This window comes from Streptomyces sp. NPDC044571, assembly GCF_040647115.1.
Taxonomy (GTDB): Bacteria; Actinomycetota; Actinomycetes; order Streptomycetales; family Streptomycetaceae; genus Streptomyces.
This window is the reverse complement of record NZ_JBEZBN010000057.1, coordinates 1-18,008: the sequence shown is the minus strand read 5'-3', so window position 1 is coordinate 18,008 and position 18,008 is coordinate 1. Positions and strand designations below refer to the sequence as shown.

General features: G+C 70.4%; 17 protein-coding genes and 1 pseudogene. 1 reads left to right on the top strand and 17 read right to left on the bottom strand.

All coding sequences use genetic code 11. The features are described 5' to 3' along the window. Nucleotides 1–7: 7 nt before the first annotated feature. The 12 genes from AB0B01_RS25485 to AB0B01_RS25430 all read right to left on the bottom strand — a co-directional run bounded on the left by AB0B01_RS25485 (nt 8) and on the right by AB0B01_RS25430 (nt 12,557). On the bottom strand, nt 8–2,860 hold the full coding sequence (locus AB0B01_RS25485; RefSeq protein WP_361723436.1) for a DEAD/DEAH box helicase: 2,853 nt from the start codon (nt 2,858–2,860) through the stop codon (nt 8–10). Nucleotides 2,861–2,931: 71 nt separating this feature from the next. Continuing rightward, nucleotides 2,932–3,831, bottom strand: a complete 900-nt coding sequence (locus tag AB0B01_RS25480) for a diacylglycerol kinase (protein WP_361723433.1) — start codon at nt 3,829–3,831, stop codon at nt 2,932–2,934. 94 nt (nt 3,832–3,925) lie between these two features. Next, complete coding sequence (gene tatC / locus AB0B01_RS25475; RefSeq protein WP_361723430.1) at nt 3,926–4,891, bottom strand: twin-arginine translocase subunit TatC; 966 nt, start codon at nt 4,889–4,891, stop codon at nt 3,926–3,928. A gap of 78 nt (nt 4,892–4,969) precedes the next feature. Further along, a complete protein-coding gene (gene tatA / locus AB0B01_RS25470) occupies nt 4,970–5,263 on the bottom strand; it encodes a Sec-independent protein translocase subunit TatA (protein ID WP_361723427.1) in 294 nt (97 codons plus the stop codon). Between the two features lie 208 nt (nt 5,264–5,471). Continuing rightward, nucleotides 5,472–5,672, bottom strand: a complete 201-nt coding sequence (locus tag AB0B01_RS25465) for a hypothetical protein (RefSeq protein WP_361723424.1) — start codon at nt 5,670–5,672, stop codon at nt 5,472–5,474. Between the two features lie 53 nt (nt 5,673–5,725). Continuing rightward, nucleotides 5,726–5,998, bottom strand: coding sequence for a hypothetical protein (locus AB0B01_RS25460; protein WP_361723421.1), 273 nt, complete (start codon nt 5,996–5,998; stop codon nt 5,726–5,728). A gap of 182 nt (nt 5,999–6,180) precedes the next feature. Beyond that, the gene (locus tag AB0B01_RS25455; protein ID WP_361723418.1) at nt 6,181–7,149 is read right to left on the bottom strand and encodes a WYL domain-containing protein; all 969 of its coding nucleotides are present in this window, start codon (nt 7,147–7,149) and stop codon (nt 6,181–6,183) included. A 177-nt stretch (nt 7,150–7,326) separates the two neighbouring features. Continuing rightward, the gene (locus AB0B01_RS25450) at nt 7,327–8,283 is read right to left on the bottom strand and encodes a WYL domain-containing protein (protein ID WP_361723416.1); all 957 of its coding nucleotides are present in this window, start codon (nt 8,281–8,283) and stop codon (nt 7,327–7,329) included. A 144-nt stretch (nt 8,284–8,427) separates the two neighbouring features. After that, nucleotides 8,428–8,805 (bottom strand): FKBP-type peptidyl-prolyl cis-trans isomerase, encoded by a 378-nt coding sequence (locus tag AB0B01_RS25445; protein WP_361723413.1) that lies wholly within the window; start codon nt 8,803–8,805, stop codon nt 8,428–8,430. Nucleotides 8,806–8,844: 39 nt separating this feature from the next. Next, complete coding sequence (locus AB0B01_RS25440; protein ID WP_361723410.1) at nt 8,845–9,783, bottom strand: FKBP-type peptidyl-prolyl cis-trans isomerase; 939 nt, start codon at nt 9,781–9,783, stop codon at nt 8,845–8,847. A 103-nt stretch (nt 9,784–9,886) separates the two neighbouring features. Continuing rightward, the gene (pafA, locus tag AB0B01_RS25435) at nt 9,887–11,248 is read right to left on the bottom strand and encodes a Pup--protein ligase (protein WP_356852392.1); all 1,362 of its coding nucleotides are present in this window, start codon (nt 11,246–11,248) and stop codon (nt 9,887–9,889) included. A gap of 58 nt (nt 11,249–11,306) precedes the next feature. Further along, nucleotides 11,307–12,557 carry an MFS transporter gene (locus AB0B01_RS25430; protein ID WP_361723406.1) on the bottom strand — a complete coding sequence of 417 codons (1,251 nt, stop codon included), beginning with the start codon at nt 12,555–12,557 and terminating at the stop codon, nt 11,307–11,309. Nucleotides 12,558–12,710: 153 nt separating this feature from the next. On the opposite strand from AB0B01_RS25430, the gene AB0B01_RS25425 reads away from it, so the two are divergent. Continuing rightward, on the top strand, nt 12,711–13,709 hold the full coding sequence (locus AB0B01_RS25425) for a LacI family DNA-binding transcriptional regulator (RefSeq protein WP_361723403.1): 999 nt from the start codon (nt 12,711–12,713) through the stop codon (nt 13,707–13,709). Nucleotides 13,710–13,777: 68 nt separating this feature from the next. On the opposite strand, the gene prcA is transcribed toward AB0B01_RS25425, so the two are convergent. From prcA to dop, 5 genes and pseudogenes are all read right to left on the bottom strand, one after another. After that, nucleotides 13,778–14,542, bottom strand: coding sequence for a proteasome subunit alpha (gene prcA, locus AB0B01_RS25420; RefSeq protein ID WP_361723400.1), 765 nt, complete (start codon nt 14,540–14,542; stop codon nt 13,778–13,780). 43 nt (nt 14,543–14,585) lie between these two features. Continuing rightward, nucleotides 14,586–15,425, bottom strand: a complete 840-nt coding sequence (gene prcB, locus AB0B01_RS25415) for a proteasome subunit beta (protein WP_361723397.1) — start codon at nt 15,423–15,425, stop codon at nt 14,586–14,588. Then, a pseudogene (locus AB0B01_RS25410) lies at nt 15,377–15,722 on the bottom strand (endonuclease VII domain-containing protein); the annotation flags it as partial. The pseudogene AB0B01_RS25410 and the gene prcB, both read right to left, overlap by 49 nt. 35 nt (nt 15,723–15,757) lie before the next feature. Next, nucleotides 15,758–15,970, bottom strand: coding sequence for a ubiquitin-like protein Pup (locus AB0B01_RS25405; protein ID WP_030016348.1), 213 nt, complete (start codon nt 15,968–15,970; stop codon nt 15,758–15,760). A gap of 201 nt (nt 15,971–16,171) precedes the next feature. Continuing rightward, nucleotides 16,172–17,683, bottom strand: coding sequence for a depupylase/deamidase Dop (dop, locus tag AB0B01_RS25400; RefSeq protein WP_361723393.1), 1,512 nt, complete (start codon nt 17,681–17,683; stop codon nt 16,172–16,174). Between the last annotated feature and the right edge of the window lie 325 nt (nt 17,684–18,008).

Genomic DNA, 18,008 nt, shown 5'->3' with positions numbered 1-18,008 from the left:
AAAGGGCCTAGCCGACCGAGCTGTAGGCCACTACACCCCGAAGTAGCGCGTCCACGGCCTTACGGGCATTTCGCGCCACCGTGCTCCCGCCCTGCGAGGACGGCGGAGCGGAGGAGGCCGGAGCGGCCGCGGCGATCTGCCCCAGCACGTCGATGACCTGCTTGCACCAGCGCACGAAGTCACCGGCCGGCATGTCCGCCTCGCGGAGCACCTCGTCCAGGCTCTTGTCGGAGGCCCACTGGTACGCGGCCCATGCGAAGCCGAGATCCGGCTCGCGCTGGCCGACGCCCTCCGCCTGGTGGATGCGGTGCTCCTCCTCCAGCGCGTCGAGGCGGCCCCAGATGCGGACCATCTCGCCCAGCGCGGCCTTGGCCGCGCCGCCCGGCACCTTCGGCGCCACCGCATCGTCTGCCTGGCGCGCCTCGAACACCAGCGCCGAGACGCACGCGGCCAGTTCAGCCGGGCTCAGGCCCTCCCAGACCCCGGCGCGCAGGCATTCCGACGCCAGCAGGTCGAGCTCCCCGTACAGCCGGGCGAGCCGCTTGCCGTGCACGGTGACCTCGTCCTCGCGCAGGTAGTCCAGCTCGGTCAGCAGCGCATGGATCCGGTCGAAGGTCCGGGCGATGGTGTTGGTGCGGCCCTCGATGCGCCGCTCCAGCGCCTGCGTGTCCCGCTTGAGGCGGTGGTAGCGCTCGGCCCAGCGGGCGTGGTCCTCGCGCTCGTCGCAGCCGTGGCAGGGGTGCGCCCGCAGCGCGGCCCGCAGCCGGGTGATCTCGCGGTCGTCGGCGGCCGCGGACCGGCCGCGGTTCCGCCGCTCCACCGTGATGTGACCGGCCTTGGCGCGCAGTTGGGACGCCAGGTCCCGACGGGACTGCGGGGAGCGCGCGTTGAAGGTCTTGGGGATCCTCATCCGCTCGATGGCCTCGACCGGGACCGGGAAATCCATCGAGGCGAGCCGCTTGACCTGCCGCTCGGCGGTGAGCACCAGCGGACGCGGGCCCTCCGCGTACTCGTGGCCCCGGTGCCCGTTGACCCGCCCGGCCGGCACGCCCGGGTCCAGGACCAGCGCGAGTCCGGCGAACTTGCCCGTCGGCACGTGGATGATGTCGCCCGGCTTGAGCTTCTCCAGCGAACTGGCAGCCTGGGCCCGGCGCTGGGCGGCGCCCTGCTTGGCCAGGTCCGTTTCGCGGTCCTTGAGATCACGGCGCAGCTGCGCGTACTCCTCGAAGTTCCCGAGGTGGCAGGTCATACCCTCCCGGTAGCCGTGCAGGCCCTCCTCGTTGCGCTGCACCTGCCGCGAGATCCCGACCACGGAGCGGTCGGCCTGGAACTGCGCGAAGGAGGTCTCCAGCAGTTCGCGGGAGCGGTGCCGCCCGAACTGCTGGACCAGGTTGACGGCCATGTTGTACGAGGGTTTGAAGCTGGAGCGCAGCGGATACGTACGCGTACCGGCGAGCCCTGCGAGGGCGCCCGGGTCCATGCCCCGCTGCCACAGCACCACGGCGTGGCCCTCGACGTCGATGCCGCGCCGTCCGGCCCGGCCGGTCAGCTGCGTGTACTCACCGGGGGTGATGTCGGCGTGCTGTTCGCCGTTCCACTTGACGAGCTTCTCCAGGATCACCGTGCGCGCGGGCATGTTGATGCCCAGCGCCAGGGTCTCGGTGGCGAAGACGGCCTTGACCAGGCCGCGGACGAACAGCTCCTCCACGACCTCCTTGAAGGTCGGCAGCATGCCGGCGTGGTGGGCGGCGATGCCCCGCTCCAGGCCTTCGAGCCACTCGTAGTACCCGAGGACGTGCAGGTCCTCGGTGGGGATGGAGGCCGTCCGCTCCTCGACGATCTCCCGCACCTTCAGGCGGGCGGTGTCGTCGTTGAGCCGCAGGCCCGCATACAGGCACTGCTGGACGGCGGCCTCGCAGCCGGCCCGGCTGAAGATGAAGTTGATGGCGGGCAGCAGCCCGTCGTTGTCGAGGCGGGCGATGACCTCGGGGCGGCCGGGGGTCCAGATCCGGCTGCGGGAGCGCCGCTCGCGCTCGCGGTCGGCCTCGCGGATCATCTTGCCGCGCCGCCGGTCCTTCGGGGCGTACGTGCGGCTGTTCTCCTCGCGCGCCATCCGCAGCAGGTCGGGGTTGACCTCCCGGCGGGCGGAGCCGCGGCCGCCGTGGTCGGACTCCTCCTCGAAGAGGTCGTAGATCCGCCGGCCGGCCATGACGTGCTGCCACAGCGGGACGGGCCGCTCCTCGGAGACGATCACCTCGGTGTCGCCGCGGACGGTGTCGAGCCAGTCGCCGAACTCCTCGGCATTGGAGACGGTCGCCGACAGGGAGACCAGCGTCACCGACTCGGGGAGGTGGATGATCACTTCCTCCCAGACGGCGCCGCGGAACCGGTCGGAGAGGTAGTGCACCTCGTCCATCACGACGTAGCCGAGGCCGAGCAGCGACTGCGAGCCCGCGTACAGCATGTTGCGGAGCACCTCGGTGGTCATGACCACGATCGGCGCCTCGGAGTTGACGCTGTTGTCGCCCGTCAGCAGACCCACCTTGGCGGCGCCGTAGCGCCTGACCAGGTCGGCGTACTTCTGGTTCGACAGGGCCTTGATGGGCGTCGTGTAGAAGCACTTGCGGCCCTGCTGGAGGGCCAGGTGCACGGCGAACTCGCCGACGATGGTCTTGCCCGAGCCGGTCGGGGCGGCGACCAGCACGCCCTTGCCGGCCTCCAGGGCCTTGCAGGCCTCGACCTGGTACGGGTCCAGGTCGAAGTCGTACATCGCGCGGAAGGGGAACAGGGCGGTGGCCTCTTCGGCGGCGCGAATCCGGGCAGCGGCGTACCGCTCGGCGGGTGAAAGTTCTTCGGTCATCTTGCTATCGAGCCTACCCGTCGCCTCTGACAACAGTCTCGATCTTTATCGGCACCCGGGGACGGGATCGCCTACGCCAGCAGCCGGACCGCCGCCGGTACGCACTGCGCGGTCACCGGCAGCGGGCCCAGCGGTTCGCCGTCCGCGTAGGCGGTGATCCCGGGGGCCTCCAGGGTGATCTTCGCGACTCGGTGGACGCTCACCTTCGGGTGGCTCAGGTGGGCGCCCCGGTAGACCTGCGGGAAGACCGAGAGCAGGGTGGTCCGGCTGCAGTCGCCGACGACCACGACGTCGAACAGCCCGTCGTCGGGAACGGCGTCCGCGCAGATCCGCATCCCGCCGCCGTACGAGGAGCCGTTGCCGACGGCGACCAGCGTGGCCTCGGTTTCGAACACCGGGCCGTCGTCGAGGGTGATCCGGTACGGGAACGGCCTGAAGGCGGCCAGCTCCGCGAGCATCGCCAGGTCGTACTTGAAACGGCCCGCCGGCAGGCGCATCCGGTTGCCCCGGTCGTTGACCCGGGAGTCGAAGCCGGAGCACAGCACCGTCCCGTACCACGTCCCGCCGCCCGCCCCGCCGACCCGCCCGAGGTCGATCTCCCGGATCCGGCTCTCCTTGAGCGCCTCGGCGGCCAGCCGGCCCGCCCGCGCCGGGTCCCGTACGGGCAGTCCCAGCGCCCGCGCGAAGTCGTTGCCGGTGCCCACCGCCACCACCCCGAGCGGCACCAGCGTCCCGGCCACGGCCTGCAGGGCCAGGGAGACCACGCCGTCGCCGCCGACGGCGATCACCGCCCCGGTGCCCTCCCGTACCGCACCCCGCAGCCGGTCGAGCGCGTCCCCGGCGTCGGTGCCGACGACGGTCCGTACGGAGAAGCCGGCGGCCCGGAGCGACGAAGCGGCCGGCTGCGCGGCCTGCGCGCCCCGGCCGCGTCCCGCGGCGGGGTTGACGAAAAGGGTGATGTCAGCGCTCACCGCCGCGTGCACCTTTCGGTGGTGGAGGGGGGTGGGGGCACCTCCGGGGACCCCCCCGGACGCAGTCTGAGGGAGGTAACTCGGGGAGTACCTGTCAGGTGGCGTCGTCGTAACCGTTGATCCGCCGGTGCTCGCCGTCCACCTGCTCGGGCAGGGCGGCCGCGGGGGCGACCGGTTCCATCGCACCGATCGGCGCGGGCGTCAGGTCCAGCTCGGCCGCCTCGTCGTCGGAGAGCAGCGCGTCCGGGTTGCCGCGCCTGCGCCTGCGGTCGTTGACCAGGCAGATCGCGAGGGCGATGAAGTACAGGGCGACGATGGGCGCGGCCAGCGACAGCATGGTGAGCGGGTCACCGGTCGGGGTGGCGAACGCGGCGAAGATCGTGATGCCCAGCACCATGGCCCGCCACCAGCTCGCCAGCCGCTTCGCCGTGAGGACACCCGTGAAGTTGAGCAGGATCAGCAGCAGCGGCAGCTCGAAGGCGAGGCCGAAGACCACGACCATGCGCGTGACCAGGTCGAGGTAGTCGTCGACCGGGAGCAGGTTGCGCGCGTGCTCGGGAGTGAAGTCGAGGAGGATCGTGGCGGTCTGCGGCAGCAGCTTGTACGCGAGGACAGCGCCCGCGCCGAACAGCGGCGCACCGGCCGCGACGAAGCTCATCGCGTACTTCTTCTCGTGGCTGTGCAGTCCGGGGGCGGTGAAGGCCCACAGCTGGTAGAGCCACACGGGGGCGGAGAGCACCACTCCGGCGGTGAGCGAGACCTTCAGGGCGATCGAGAACGGGGCGATGAGGCCGTTCACGGTCATGTCGGCACAGGGCCGGCCGTTGCGCTGCGAGACCACCCCGCCGGTGCAGCCGACGGAGTCCAGCATCGGCTTCAGCATGAAGTCGATGAGGTCCTTGTAGTAGAAGGCCGCCACGACGGTGATCACGAGGATCGCCAGGACGGACTTGAGCAGGCGGTTTCTCAGCTCACGCAGGTGCTCGACAAGCGGCATCCGCCCTTCGGCGTCCTTCGCCTGCTTGCCTTGCTTCCCCTGCTTGCGGGCAGACTTGAGCAACCCACGTCCCTTGTCTCGTTGCAGATGACCGGTCATCCCGGTGTGACCGCGGCCGGGAAGGCGACCGCGGGCGGGCGGTCAGCCCTGGGCGGTGTGGTTCGGCTCGCCGACGGGCCGCGAGCTCGTCACGTCGCCGGGGGCCGCCTTGATCGTGCGCGGGGCCGCCTGCTGGGGCGTCTGGTCGGCGACCGTGGAGGCGGCGGTGTTGTCGTCCGCCGCGCCCTCGGCCTTCATGGCCTTCGCCTCGCTCTTGAGGATGCGGGCCGACTTGCCGAGGGAGCGGGCCATCTCGGGGAGCTTCTTGGCACCGAACAGCAGCACGATGACAGCGATGATCAGAAGGATCTCAAGGGGCTTCAGATTGCCGATCATGTGTGTCTTCCTTCTCACCGAAACGGCTGGTTGTGGTGGCGGGCGACGTCGGAGGCGATCCGGAGCCGCTCGACAAGGATCGTAACCCCCGGGGGTTAACGCCCGGCAATCCCCGGGGGTCTCCCGGCTTGCGTACGGCTCCGGCGGTCCGGATCCGACCGTACGGGGCCCGCCCTGCAGTTGCCATAGACGTACGGACACATGCGCACTACGGCCGGATCACCTGGCCCGCCCGGGCCAGGTCCGTCGCCGCCCGCTCCAGCTCCGCCGAGGCGTCCGCGACCCGGCGGCTGGACCGGGCCACCTCGGCGGACAGCCGCCGCACCTCCGCGTACACGCGCAGGGCGGCAACGGCGAGAACGGCGCACCCGAGGAACCCCAGGGCGATCGCGAGCATGGGCCACAGCATGGGACGAGCTTAGGGGATGCCCGGCCGATCGCGGCCGGGCCACCCCCGCCGCCTCAGATGCTGCGCAGGGTGCTCACGCCGCCACCGGTCAGCAGTTCCACGATCCGCTCACCCGCCGGCTTGCGGACGGAGGCGCGGCACTCGGGGCAGGTGAAGGAGTAGAAGGTGGTCCGCCGGCTGCCGCCGATGACCAGCCGCAACGCGGCGGCGTCCAGCTCGAAGCGGGCCCGGCAGTCGGGACAGGCCGCCTTGAAGGAGACCGGCCCCGCCGCGGCCGACCGCCCCGGCGGCCCGGCGGCGGCGGACACACCCCGTGGCCCAGACATTGGCGACATCTCTCGGCGCTCCCCTCAGCCCACTTCTGTTGCGTACGGCACGGCCTGCGCACGGGCGGCCTGCCCGGAGCCACAGCCTGCCCGTGGCACTGCCTGTCCATGGCACTGCCTGCCCGTGCCGCCCTGTCCGTGGCACGGCCCGCGTACGGCTCCCGGGCCGTACACCGCGGTGCTCAGCCCGCTTCCCCGTACCCGGCGAGCGCCTCGCGGGCCGCCTGGCGGGCGCTGTCCGCCACTTCCTGCGGCGTCACGATGCGGCCCTCCCGGCCCAGCCGCAGCGCGAGACGGCGCAGCGAGGCCGGGTCCGGGCTGCGCAGGGTGATGCGCAGCCCGCCGTCGGGCAGTTCCTCGGCGCTGTCGTGCGGGTAGTACTCCGCGACCCAGCGCCCGCCGGGCCCGACCTCGACCACGACCTCCGGGTCCTCGGCGGCCGGCTGCACGAGCCCCTCGGACAGGTCGCGCGGCTCGATGGCGGGCGGCTCGGCCCGCTCGTCCAGCAGGCGGATCTCCGCCACCCGGTCGAGCCGGAAGGTGCGCCGGGCCTCGGAGAGGTGGCACCAGCCCTCCATGTAGGTGTGGCCGACCGTGAAGAGCCGGATGGGGTCGACCTTGCGCTCGGTCAGCTCGTCCCGGGCGGGCGAGTAGTAGCGCAGCCACAGCCTCCGGCGCTCGGCGATGGCCCGGTCGACGTCGGCGAAGACCCCGCCCTCCGCCTCGAAGGTCACGCTCAGCCGGGCGCTGGCCCCGGCGGCCTCGCCCGCCGCCGCCTCCAGCTTCGCGGTGGCCCGCAGCAGGGCGTCCCGGTCGCTCTCGCGCAGGCCGGGCAGGGTGGCCACGGCGCGGGCGGCAACCAGCAGCGCGGTCGCCTCGTCGGCGGCCAGCCGCAGCGGCTCGGCGGTGGACTCCCCCGACGCGTCGGGGTTGCGCCACCAGATGCGCTCCCCGTCGGTGTCGATGTCGAGCAGGTCCCCGCCGCGGAAGCTGGTGCCGCACATGGGCAGCACGTCGAGGTCCGAGATCAGCTCGTCCTCGGTGATCCCGAAGGCGCGGGCGACGTCGGCGACGTGCGCGCCGGGGCGCTCGCGCAGGTAGGTCACCAGGGACAGCATCCGGCGGGTCTGGTCGATGGCGTTGGCAGCCATGCTGGTACGTCTCCCCCTCAGGGCACGTCATGCGAACGGTGCGGTCGTGCGGGTGCAGTGCGATGCGGTGCTGTGCGTGCGGTGGTGCGGGTGGTGCGGTCGTACGGGGGCCGCACCCGGCGCGGCGGGTGCGGTGCCGGAGTGTCGTACGTGCGTACGGTGCGTGCGCGGCCGGTGTCAGCCCGCGGCGACGGCGCGCAGCCGGTCCACCACGTCCGCCCTCAGGTCGGCCGGCTCCACCACCACCACGTCCGGCCCGAACTCCACCAGCCAGGCGTCGAGCCCGTGCCCGTACGGGATCTCCAGCTCGTCCCAGCCGTCCGCGCCCTCGCGCACGGCCGCGGCCCTGGCCCGCAGTGGGTAGCCCGCCCCGGCCCGCAGCCGGATCAGCGCGGTGCGGTCCGCGCTCTCCCCGGCCCAGCTCGCCACGGTCTCCCGCACGGTCACCACATCCGGCACCTCGGCGGTGTACCTGCCCGCCCGCGAGCGGACCTTGCCGGTGATCCGGGACAGCCGGAACACCCGCTCCGCCCCGCGCTCGCGGTCGTATCCGGCCAGGTACCAGTGCCCGCGCCAGCACTCCAGCGCCCACGGCTCTACCTGACGGGTCTCGGGCCGGGCCGCGGTGGACTTGCGGTAGTCGAAGACCACCGGCCGGCGGTCGCGGCAGGCCAGCATCAGCGGCTCGAACGCGGCCTCGTGGACGGGGATGCGCGGCTCGATGGCGCTGTGCTGACCCTCGTACGGGGAACCCGCCTCCGGCATCCCGCCGGCCCGCAGTTTCTGCAGCGCGCCGCTCGCGGCTCCGGCGAGGCGGGCCTGCTGCCAGACCTTCGCCGCCAGCCCCAGGGCCGCGGCCTCCTCGGCGTCCAGGGAGACGGGGGGCAAGCGGTTGCTGTCCCGGCGGGCCAGGTAGCCCGTTTCGCCCTCCAGGTTCTCCACCGTCTCGATGACCAGGCCGAGTTCCCGCAGATCGTCCTTGTCCCGCTCGAACATGCGGTTGAAGGACTCGTCGTTGCCCGCTTCCATGTACGCCTCGATGGAACCGCGCAGTTCACGCTTGCTCAGCGGCCGGCGTGTCCCGAGCAGACACAGCGCCAGATTCATCAGCCGCTCGGCCTTGGCAATCGCCATCGACGCCGTTCCGCCCTTCTCCGCTTACACGACTTGCACGTCTCATACGTCCGTGACCGTTGACCGTACCGCCCCGGCGGGCCCCGGCAAAAGCGAGGGCCCCCGCCTCACGGCGGGGGCCCTTCACCGGTCACGCGTCGCGGATCAGGCGTCCATCAGGTCGCAGACGAAGATCAGCGTCTCGCCCGGCTTGATGGCACTGCCGGCGCCGCGGTCGCCGTACGCGAGGTGGGCGGGGATCGTCAGCTTGCGGCGGCCGCCGACCTTCATGCCCTGGACACCCTGGTCCCAGCCGGAGATGACCTGGCCGACGCCCAGGATGAACTGCAGCGGGGCGCCGCGGTTCCAGGAGGCGTCGAACTCCTCGCCGGTGGAGAAGGCCACGCCCACGTAGTGGACCGAGACCTTGGAACCGGCCTTGGCCTCGGCGCCGTCGCCCTCCCAGATGTCCTCGATGACCAGGTCGGTGGGGACCGGGCCCTCGGGGAAGTCGATCTCGGGCTTTTCGAGCTTGTCGCTCACGGAACTGCTCCTAAAAACTGGTGGACAACGGGGACAGTCTTACATCACGGCGAGGATGTCGAGGCTGAAGACCAGCGTCGAGTTCGCCGGGATCGTCCCCTGCTCCTTGTCACCGAAGGCCTGGTCCGGCGGGATGACCAGGAGGATGCGGCTGCCGACCTTCTTGCCGAGCAGGCCGTCCTTCAGGCCCTTGACCGACAGCTGCTCCATCGGCCAGGTGACCGTCTGGTCCGTGGCGTACGTGCTTTCGAAGGTCTTGTCGTCCTTCCACGTCTTGCCGTTGAACTTCACCACGACGCTGTCGGAGTCCTTGACGGCCGGGCCGTCACCCTCCAGGACGTAGTTCGAGACGAGCTTGGACGGCGGGGTCCCGTCCTTGGGGACGGTCACGGAGACTTCCTTGCCGTCCGTGTTCGTACCGACCTTGGGGAGGTCCTTGTTGTCCTGCGCGACCTCCTTGCCGGTGGCGGAGGCCGGGACGCTGGTGCCCTTGACGATGTCCACGACGAAGACGAGCGTGGCATTCGGCTTGATCTTGTCGCCGGAGCCCTTCTCCCCGTAGCCCAGGGCCGGCGGGATCACCAGTTCCAGACGGCTTCCGACCTTCTTGCCCTCCAGGCCCTGGTCCCAGCCCTTGATGACCATTCCGGCACCGATGGTCACCTCGAACGGCTTGCCCTTGCCGAAGCTCTGGTCGAACGGCTCCTTGCCGTCCCACACCTGGCCGAGGTAGTTGACCTGGGCGACGTCGCCCTTCTTCAGCGCCGGGCCGGTGCCCTCGCTGATGGTCTCCACCTTCAGCTCCTTCGGCGGGTCGCCCTTGCCCTTCGACAGGGTGGGCGTCTCTCCGAACTTGGCGCCCTTCGTGATCGCGGGCACCCCGTTCTTCATCTGGGCGGAGTCGGAGCCGCTGTCGCCACACGCTGCTGTCGACAGCAGCAGAAGGGGTACGACAAGCAGGCCGGCAAGTCGGCGCACGTGTTCCTCAGATCTCAGACGGCAAGCGGTCGCCGCCACTCTAAGGCGTGCGCAGGGCCCCGTACGAGATCCGTACGGGGCCCTGCCCAAGATCAGTGAGATGTCACATCCCGGCGATCAGCTTCTCCACCCGGTCGTCCACCGAACGGAACGGGTCCTTGCACAGCACGGTGCGCTGCGCCTGGTCGTTGAGCTTCAGGTGCACCCAGTCGACGGTGAAGTCCCGCCGCTGCTCCTGCGCCCGGCGGATGAAGTCACCGCGCAGCCGCGCCCTGGTGGTCTGCGGGGGCACCGACTTGCCCTCGAAGATCTTCAGGTCGTTGCAGATCCGCGCCGCCTGCCCCTTGCGCTCCAGCAGGTAGTACAGCCCGCGCCGACGGTGGATGTCGTGGTACGCGAGGTCTATCTGGGCCACTCGCGGGTTGGACATGGTCATGTTGTGCTTGCCGCGGTACCGCTCGATGAGCTTGTACTTCATGACCCAGTCGATCTCGGTCTCGATGCGGTCCAGGTCCTCCGCCTCGATCGCGTCCAGCGTGCGGCCCCACAGCTCCAGCACCTGGTCCACCGTGCCGCTGCGGATCCCGCGGCGCTCGGCGAAGTCCACCGCCTTGTCGTAGTACTCCCGCTGGATCTCCAGCGCGGAGGCCTCCCGGCCGCTCGCCAGTCGCACCTTGCGCTGGCCCGTGATGTCGTGGCTGACCTCGCGGATCGCCCGGATCGGGTTCTCCAGGGTCAGGTCCCGCATCACCGTGCCCGCCTCGATCATGCGCAGCACCAGGTCGGTGGCGCCGACCTTGAGCAGCATCGTCGTCTCGGACATGTTCGAGTCCCCGACGATCACGTGCAGGCGGCGGTAGCGCTCCGCGTCGGCGTGCGGCTCGTCCCGGGTGTTGATGATCGGCCGGGAGCGGGTCGTCGCGGAACTGACGCCCTCCCAGATGTGCTCCGCCCGCTGGCTCACGCAGTAGACCGCGCCCCGCGGGGTCTGCAGCACCTTGCCCGCCCCGCAGATCAGCTGCCGCGTGACCAGGAACGGAATGAGGATGTCCGCCAGGCGGGAGAATTCCCCGTGCCGTGCCACCAGGTAGTTCTCGTGGCAGCCGTAGGAGTTGCCGGCCGAGTCGGTGTTGTTCTTGAAGAGATAGACGTCGCCCGCGATTCCCTCCTCGTGCAGGCGGCGTTCTGCATCGACGAGCAGGCCTTCGAGAATGCGCTCGCCCGCCTTGTCGTGGGTGACCAGTTCGGTCACGTTGTCGCATTCGGGAGTTGCATATTCCGGATGCGAACCCACGTCGAGGTACAGGCGGGCGCCGTTCCGCAGGAAGACATTGCTGCTGCGGCCCCATGACACAACACGGCGGAAGAGGTAGCGCGCCACTTCGTCAGGAGACAGTCGGCGCTGTCCCCTGAACGTGCACGTGACGCCGTACTCGTTCTCCAGCCCGAAAATGCGGCGGTCCATGACTGAACATTACGCCTTCTGCACTGTTCTGAAACCGGGTTCGAGAACGCCGTTTCGATCAATTGGCGGCGACACGCCCGGGGGAGCCCTCCGGGGCGGCCGCCGCGGCGCCCGTCACGGTGCGGGTCCGGCCGGGAACAGCAAGGATTCGCTGAGTGGTCATCAGGACCAGCAGCGCCGCCGCCCCCGCCACGCTCGCCACCCCGAACCCCATGGCCGTCCCGCCCAGTTCCACCGCGGGGCCGGCCGCCGCCGTACCGATGGCCGCGCCCACCCCGAAGAACGTCACCAGCCACGAGAACGCCTCGGTCACCGTGCCCGCCGGGGCGTGCCGGTCCACCACGATGAACGCGCACGCGATCGCCGGCGCCAGGAACACCCCCGCGAGCGCCGCCAGAGCCGTCATGGCCACCGGGCCAGGCGTCAGCATCAGCGGCAGGTAGCAGACCGCCAGCAGCGCGACCAGCAGCCGCAGCCGCCGCTCCGGCGCACCGGCCCACTGCCGGGCCCCGTACGCCACGCCGCCGACGAGGGCGCCCAGCCCCAGCGCCGCCATCAGCCAGCCGTACACCGCCTGGTCGCCGTGGTCGTCGGCGTACGCGACACCGGCCACGGTGATCGAGCCCAACGCCGTCCCCACGAAGAAGAACGACCCCAGCAGCGCAAGCAGCCCCGGCGAGCGCAGCGCACCCAGCCAGTGGGCCTCGCGGGGCGCCGAGCGCCACGTCCGGGACGGCTCGCTGACCACCACGGTCAGCGCCCCGAGCACACCGATCGCATTGAGCACCAGCAGCGCCCCCGCCGGATCCCACAGCGCCACGAACAGCGTCACCAGCAGCGGACCGACCGTGAACATGACCTCCTGGGCCACCGCGTCCATCGCGTACGCGGCGTGCACCCGCTCCTCCTTGCCGCCGAGCACGCCGGGCCACAGCGCCCGCAGGCCACCCTCCAGCGGAGGCGTGAAGAGCCCGGCCACGACCACGGCGGTGTACGCGGCCGCAGCCGACCCCGCGCCCGCGAACGCCAGCCACACCATGCCCAACGCGGAAACCAGCGCCGCGGGCAGCTGCACGCGGGGCTGCCCGTACAGGTCGACGGCCCGCCCCAGCAGCGGCTGCCCCACGGCATTGGCCAGCCCGTAGACGGCCGCCAGGGCTCCCGCGAGGCTGTAGCTGCCGCCCTCGGCGCGCGTGAACAGCACGATGGCGATCGGCGCGGTGGCATTCGGCAACCGCCCTGTGAGCGTGCCCACCAGCAGCCTCGCGGCGTGCCGGGTCCTGAGCAGCTCCGCGTATCCCGCGGCCATGTGCGCCCCTTTCCAGCCCGGACACTACCACCCGGGTAATACGTATAACGTGACCCGTCATACGTACCATGGCCGCAGCTCGGCAGTCCAGACGGCCACCTGGCCCACGGACCCCCACCGCCCGCCCGACACCGCGATTCCAGGAGCCCCCCTGTGACGAGACCCACCAGCCGGGACGTCGCCACCGCCGCCGGGGTCTCCCAGGCCACCGTCTCCCTCGTCCTCGGCGACAAATGGCGCGGCCGCGTCTCGGAGCGCACCGCCGGCCTCGTCCGCGAGGCCGCGGCCACCCTCGGCTACCGCCCCAACCTCGCCGCCCGTAACCTCCGCCTCGGCAGCACCCGCACCGCCCTCCTCGTCGTCCCCGCCCTCACCAACGAGTTCTTCGCCCGCGTCTACACCGGAGCCGCCCGCATCGCCTCCGCCCACGGCTTCGGCGTCGTCCTCTACCCCTCCCCCGAGGGCACCGGCCCCGCCCGTGACCCCTTCGCCTCCGCCCGCGCCGCCCTCGACGGAGTCATCGCCTCCTCCATGGCCGCCCGTGCCCTCGACGCCATCGGAGGCACCGAACTCCCCCTCGTCATGCTCGACAGCGACCCCGCCGCCGGCCGCGCCGCCGCCCACGTCAACCTCGCCATGGCCGACGGCATGCGCCAGGTCACCCAGCACCTCCTGGGACACGGCCACCGCCGCTTCCTGCACCTCGCCTCGGCCGTCGACTCCTGGACCTTCGACGTCCGTGCCGAAGCCCTCGCCGCCCTCCTGGGCCCGCACACCGAGCTGCGCACGGTACGGGCCGCGCTCACCGTCACCGACGCCCGCACCGCCATGGAGACCGCCCTGGCCACCCCCGGCGACCGGCCCACGGCCGTCGTCTGCGACGACGACATCCTCGCCGCCGGCGCCTGCAAGGCCGCCCGCCGTCTCGGCCTGCGCGTCCCCGAAGACCTCTCGATCACCGGCTTCGACGACCTGGCCCTCGCCACCGCTGTCGAACCCGAGCTGACGACCGTGCGCCTGCCCGCCGAACGCGTCGGCGAGCAGGGCATGACCGCCCTCCTCACCGTCCTGGAGGGCGAACCCTGGACCGCCCCGGACATCCCCGTCGAACTCGTCGTCCGCGACTCCTCGGGTCCCGCCCCCGCGCGCTGAACACGACGGAGCCCCGGCCGCCCTCTCGGGCCGACCGGGGCTCCCTGCGCAGGGGACGGCTCCGCGTCCTACTCCGCGTCGTCCTCCGCAACCTCGTCGTTCGACACGGCATCCGCCTGGACGTCCGCCGAGACGTCCGCCTCCAGCAACCGCGCCAGCTGCCGGCCCCGGATCCGCTTGAACTTGCGCTGCTGCACCCGCGTCCGGTCCAGCACCGCAACCTCCAGCCGCTCAGCCGGAATCGCCTTGTCCGCACCGTTCGCCTGGCTCGACAACGCCTGCACCGCCAGCTTCAACGCCTCGGACAGGGTCATCCCGTCCCGGTGCCGCTGATCGAGGAAGGCACTGATCTGCTCGGCATTGCCGCCGACCGCGACCGAACCGTGCTCGTCCACGATCGAACCGTCATGCGGCAACCGGTAGATCTGGTCACCGGCCGCGGTCGCACCGACCTCGGCCACCACCAGCTCCACCTCGTACGGCTTCTCACCGGCCGAGGAGAAGATGGTGCCCAGCGTCTGCGCGTACACGTTCGCCAGCCCACGGGCCGTCACATCGTCGCGGTCATAGGTGTATCCGCGCAGATCCGCGTACCGCACACCGCCGATCCGCAGGTTCTCGTACTCGTTGTACTTGCCGGCGGCCGCGAAGCCGATCCGGTCGTAGATCTCGCTGAACTTGTGCAGCGCACGGGAGGGGTTCTCGCCGACGAACACGATGCCGTCGGCGTACTGCAGCACGACAAGGCTGCGGCCGCGGGCGATGCCCTTCCGGGCGTATTCCGCCCGGTCGGCCATGGCCTGCTGGGGTGACACATAGAACGGAGTCGACACCGGTTATCCGTCCCTTTCTTCTGGGCGACGAGACGAGGAGGGGTCAGAGCAGGGCCGCGCGCGGCCCGTCGGGCTGCTCAAGCCGCCGGTCGGTGACCGAGCGGGCGATCGCCTGCGACTCCTCCTCGGTCAGCCTGCGGAAGCCCTCGTCGGTGATGACGGTGACGATCGGATAGATGTGGCGGTACAGGTCCGGCCCACCGGTCGCCGAGTCGTCGTCGGCCGCGTCGTACAGTGCCTGCACGACCAGCGTGGTGGCCTGCTCCTCCGTCAGGTCCGGGCGGTAGAGCTTCTTCATGGAGCCCTTGGCGAAGATCGAACCGGAGCCGGTGGCGGCGAAGCCGTGCTCCTCGGAGCGGCCGCCGGTCACGTCGTAGGAGAAGATCCGGCCCTTCTCCTTGGCCTCGTCGTACCCCGCGAAGAGCGGTACGACGGCCAGCCCCTGCATCGCCATCCCCAGATTGCTCCGGATCATGGTGGAGAGCCGGTTGGCCTTGCCCTCCAGGGAGAGGGTCGTCCCCTCCACCTTCTCGAAGTGCTCCAGCTCCAGCTGGAACAGCTTGACCATCTCCACGGCCAGGCCGGCCGTACCGGCGATCCCGACCGCGGAGTACTCGTCGGCCGGGAACACCTTCTCGATGTCCCGCTGCGCGATCATGTTCCCCATGGTCGCCCGCCGGTCACCGGCGAGCACGACCCCGCCGGGGAAGGTCGCGGCGACGATGGTCGTCCCGTGCGGCGCCTCGACGATGCCCTCGGGGAGCTTGCGGTTCCCCGGCAGCATCTCGGGCGCGTGCGAGCCCAGGAAGTCCATGAAGGACGACGACCCCGGCGTCAGGAAGGCTGCCGGTAGACGCCCTGTGCCACGATTGTTGGCTTCCACGCGTGTCCCTCCAGGTATGAGATGGCCCGACGAGCGGCGTCGGGATCGTCTCCCAACAGTCCGATAGCCGTATTGCAGTTGAAGCAAAGTACGCCACGGACCCTACCCGTCGTGTGGCAATGATCCACATGTACGGCCGGAGCCTTCAAGCAGATGAGGCAGACGCCGCTGCGCCGCGATCATCCCGTCGCGCCGGGCCTCGGTCAGGCCGCGGGCCCGCTTGAGGTGACCGGCTCGGCCGTCAACGAAAGGACACGCCTTGCGACGTGTCGCCAGACCGTCGACGGCCGAACCATTCGCCCGCTCACCTTTGAATCAAAGGCAAAACGGGTCTACTGGCCACCCTTTTGAACGAAGGATCGCACGAAGTCCTCGGCGTTCTCTTCGAGTACATCGTCAATCTCGTCAAGTACCGAGTCGACGTCGTCGGAGAGCTTTTCCTGGCGCTCCTTGAGGTCGGTCGATTCTTCGACCGCCGCCTCCTCGACCTCCTCGGTCGAGCGCGTCGCCTTCTGCTGTCCGCCGCCGGTGTCCTTGGTCGCCATGTCTACCTCACCCCGCTCGGTTCGCACGCTCACGTGGAGAGACCCCGGGTTTCGGGATCTCTCAAGATCAGACCCTATGCCGGACCCTACAAGGAGGGTCCGACATCCGTCCCGGTACTTGCACAACGTCCGGGTTCTCTCATGATTCCCGGCCAGGCGGCCTTTCAGCCCCTCCCGGCCCAGGAAAGCGTCAGCTCCCGCTCAGTTCCCGCTCAGCACCCGCACCAGGTCCTGCGCCGTGCGGCAGCGGTCCAGGAGCTCCTTGACGTGCTTGCGGGTGCCCCGCAGGGGTTCCAGCGTCGGGACCCGCTGAAGGGAGTCCCGGCCCGGGAGGTCGAAGATCACCGAGTCCCAGGAGGCCGCGGCCACGTCGTCCGCGTACTGCTCCAGGCACCGGCCCCGGAAGTACGCCCGGGTGTCCTCCGGGGGCTTGCCCTGGGCCCGCTCGACCGCGGGCTCCTCCACCAGCCGCTTCATCTTGCCGCGGGCCACCAGGCGGTTGTAGAGGCCCTTCTCGGGCCGTACGTCCGCGTACTGGAGGTCCACCAGGTGCAGGCGGGCCGCGTCCCAGCCGAGCCCGTCACGCCTGCGGTAGCCCTCCAGGATCTCCCGCTTCGCGATCCAGTCGAGCTCTCCCGACAGGCTCATCGGATCGCTCTCCAGCCGGCCGAGCACGTCCTCCCAGCGGGCCAGTACGTCCTTGGTCTGCTCGTCCGCGTCGGAACCGAAACGCTCCTCCACGTACTTCCTGGCCAGCTCGAAGTACTCCATCTGCAGTTGTACGGCGGTCAGCGTGCGCCCGCTGCGCAGCGTGATCAGGTGGTGCAGGTCAGGGTCGTGGGAGACCTGGTGCAGGGTGCGTACGGGCTGGTCGACGGCCAGGTCGACGGTGATGAACTGGTCTTCGATCATGGACAGCACGAGCGCCGTCGTGCCCAGCTTGAGGTACGTCGAGATCTCGGAGAGGTTGGCGTCCCCGATGATCACGTGCAGCCGGCGGTATTTCTCCGCGTCCGAGTGGGGCTCGTCCCGGGTGTTGATGATGGGGCGCTTGAGCGTGGTCTCCAGGCCGACCTCGACCTCGAAGTAGTCCGCGCGCTGGCTGATCTGGAAGCCGTGCTCGCGCCCGTCCTGGCCGATGCCGACCCGGCCGGCGCCGGTGACGACCTGGCGGGAGACGAAGAAGGGGGTCAGGTGCCGCACGATCTCCGAGAAGGGGGTCTCCCGCTTCATCAGGTAGTTCTCGTGCGTCCCGTAGGAGGCGCCCTTGTTGTCGGTGTTGTTCTTGTAGAGATGGATGGGCTGGGCGCCGGGCAGCTGGGCCGCCCGGACCGCCGCCTCGGCCATGATCCGCTCGCCGGCCTTGTCCCAGAGCACGGCGTCCAGTGGATTGGTGATCTCCGGGGAGCTGTACTCGGGGTGCGCGTGGTCGACGTAGAGCCGTGCACCGTTGGTGAGGATGACGTTGGCGAGGCCGATGTCCTCGTCGGTCAGCTGGCTGTTGTCGGCGGCCTCGCGGGCGAGGTCGAAGCCGCGGGCGTCCCGCAGCGGATTCTCCTCCTCGAAGTCCCAGCGGGCGCGGCGCGCCCGGTGCATCGCCGCCGCGTAGGCATTGACGATCTGGGACGAGGTGAGCATGGCATTGGCGTTCGGGTGCCCCGGGACGGAGATCCCGTACTCCGTCTCGATCCCCATTACTCGCCGTACGGTCATGCGGCCCTCCTTGCCCGGCGGCGCTCCCGTTCGGGAGCGGCGCTCAAGTACCGCTGGTGCTCCGGTGCGTGTGCGGTGCCCGTCCCCGCACTGCGCGACCGGCGGTACGGAAGAGCCTAGAACCACTCCACGCTGGTGGGGAGATCATTTCAGTCATTGACTTCGCCCCGTCACCGGCTGAAAAGCGGTCGGTAAAGCAGTCGGGGGGGGGGTGGGCGGGTGGTGCTCCCGCACGCCCCCTCTGGATAATGCGTGTATTCCTCGCAGTTTTTGCCTATTTAATCGGTGTGCGGAGTGTATTTGGTTATAAAACTTCTGCACAAGA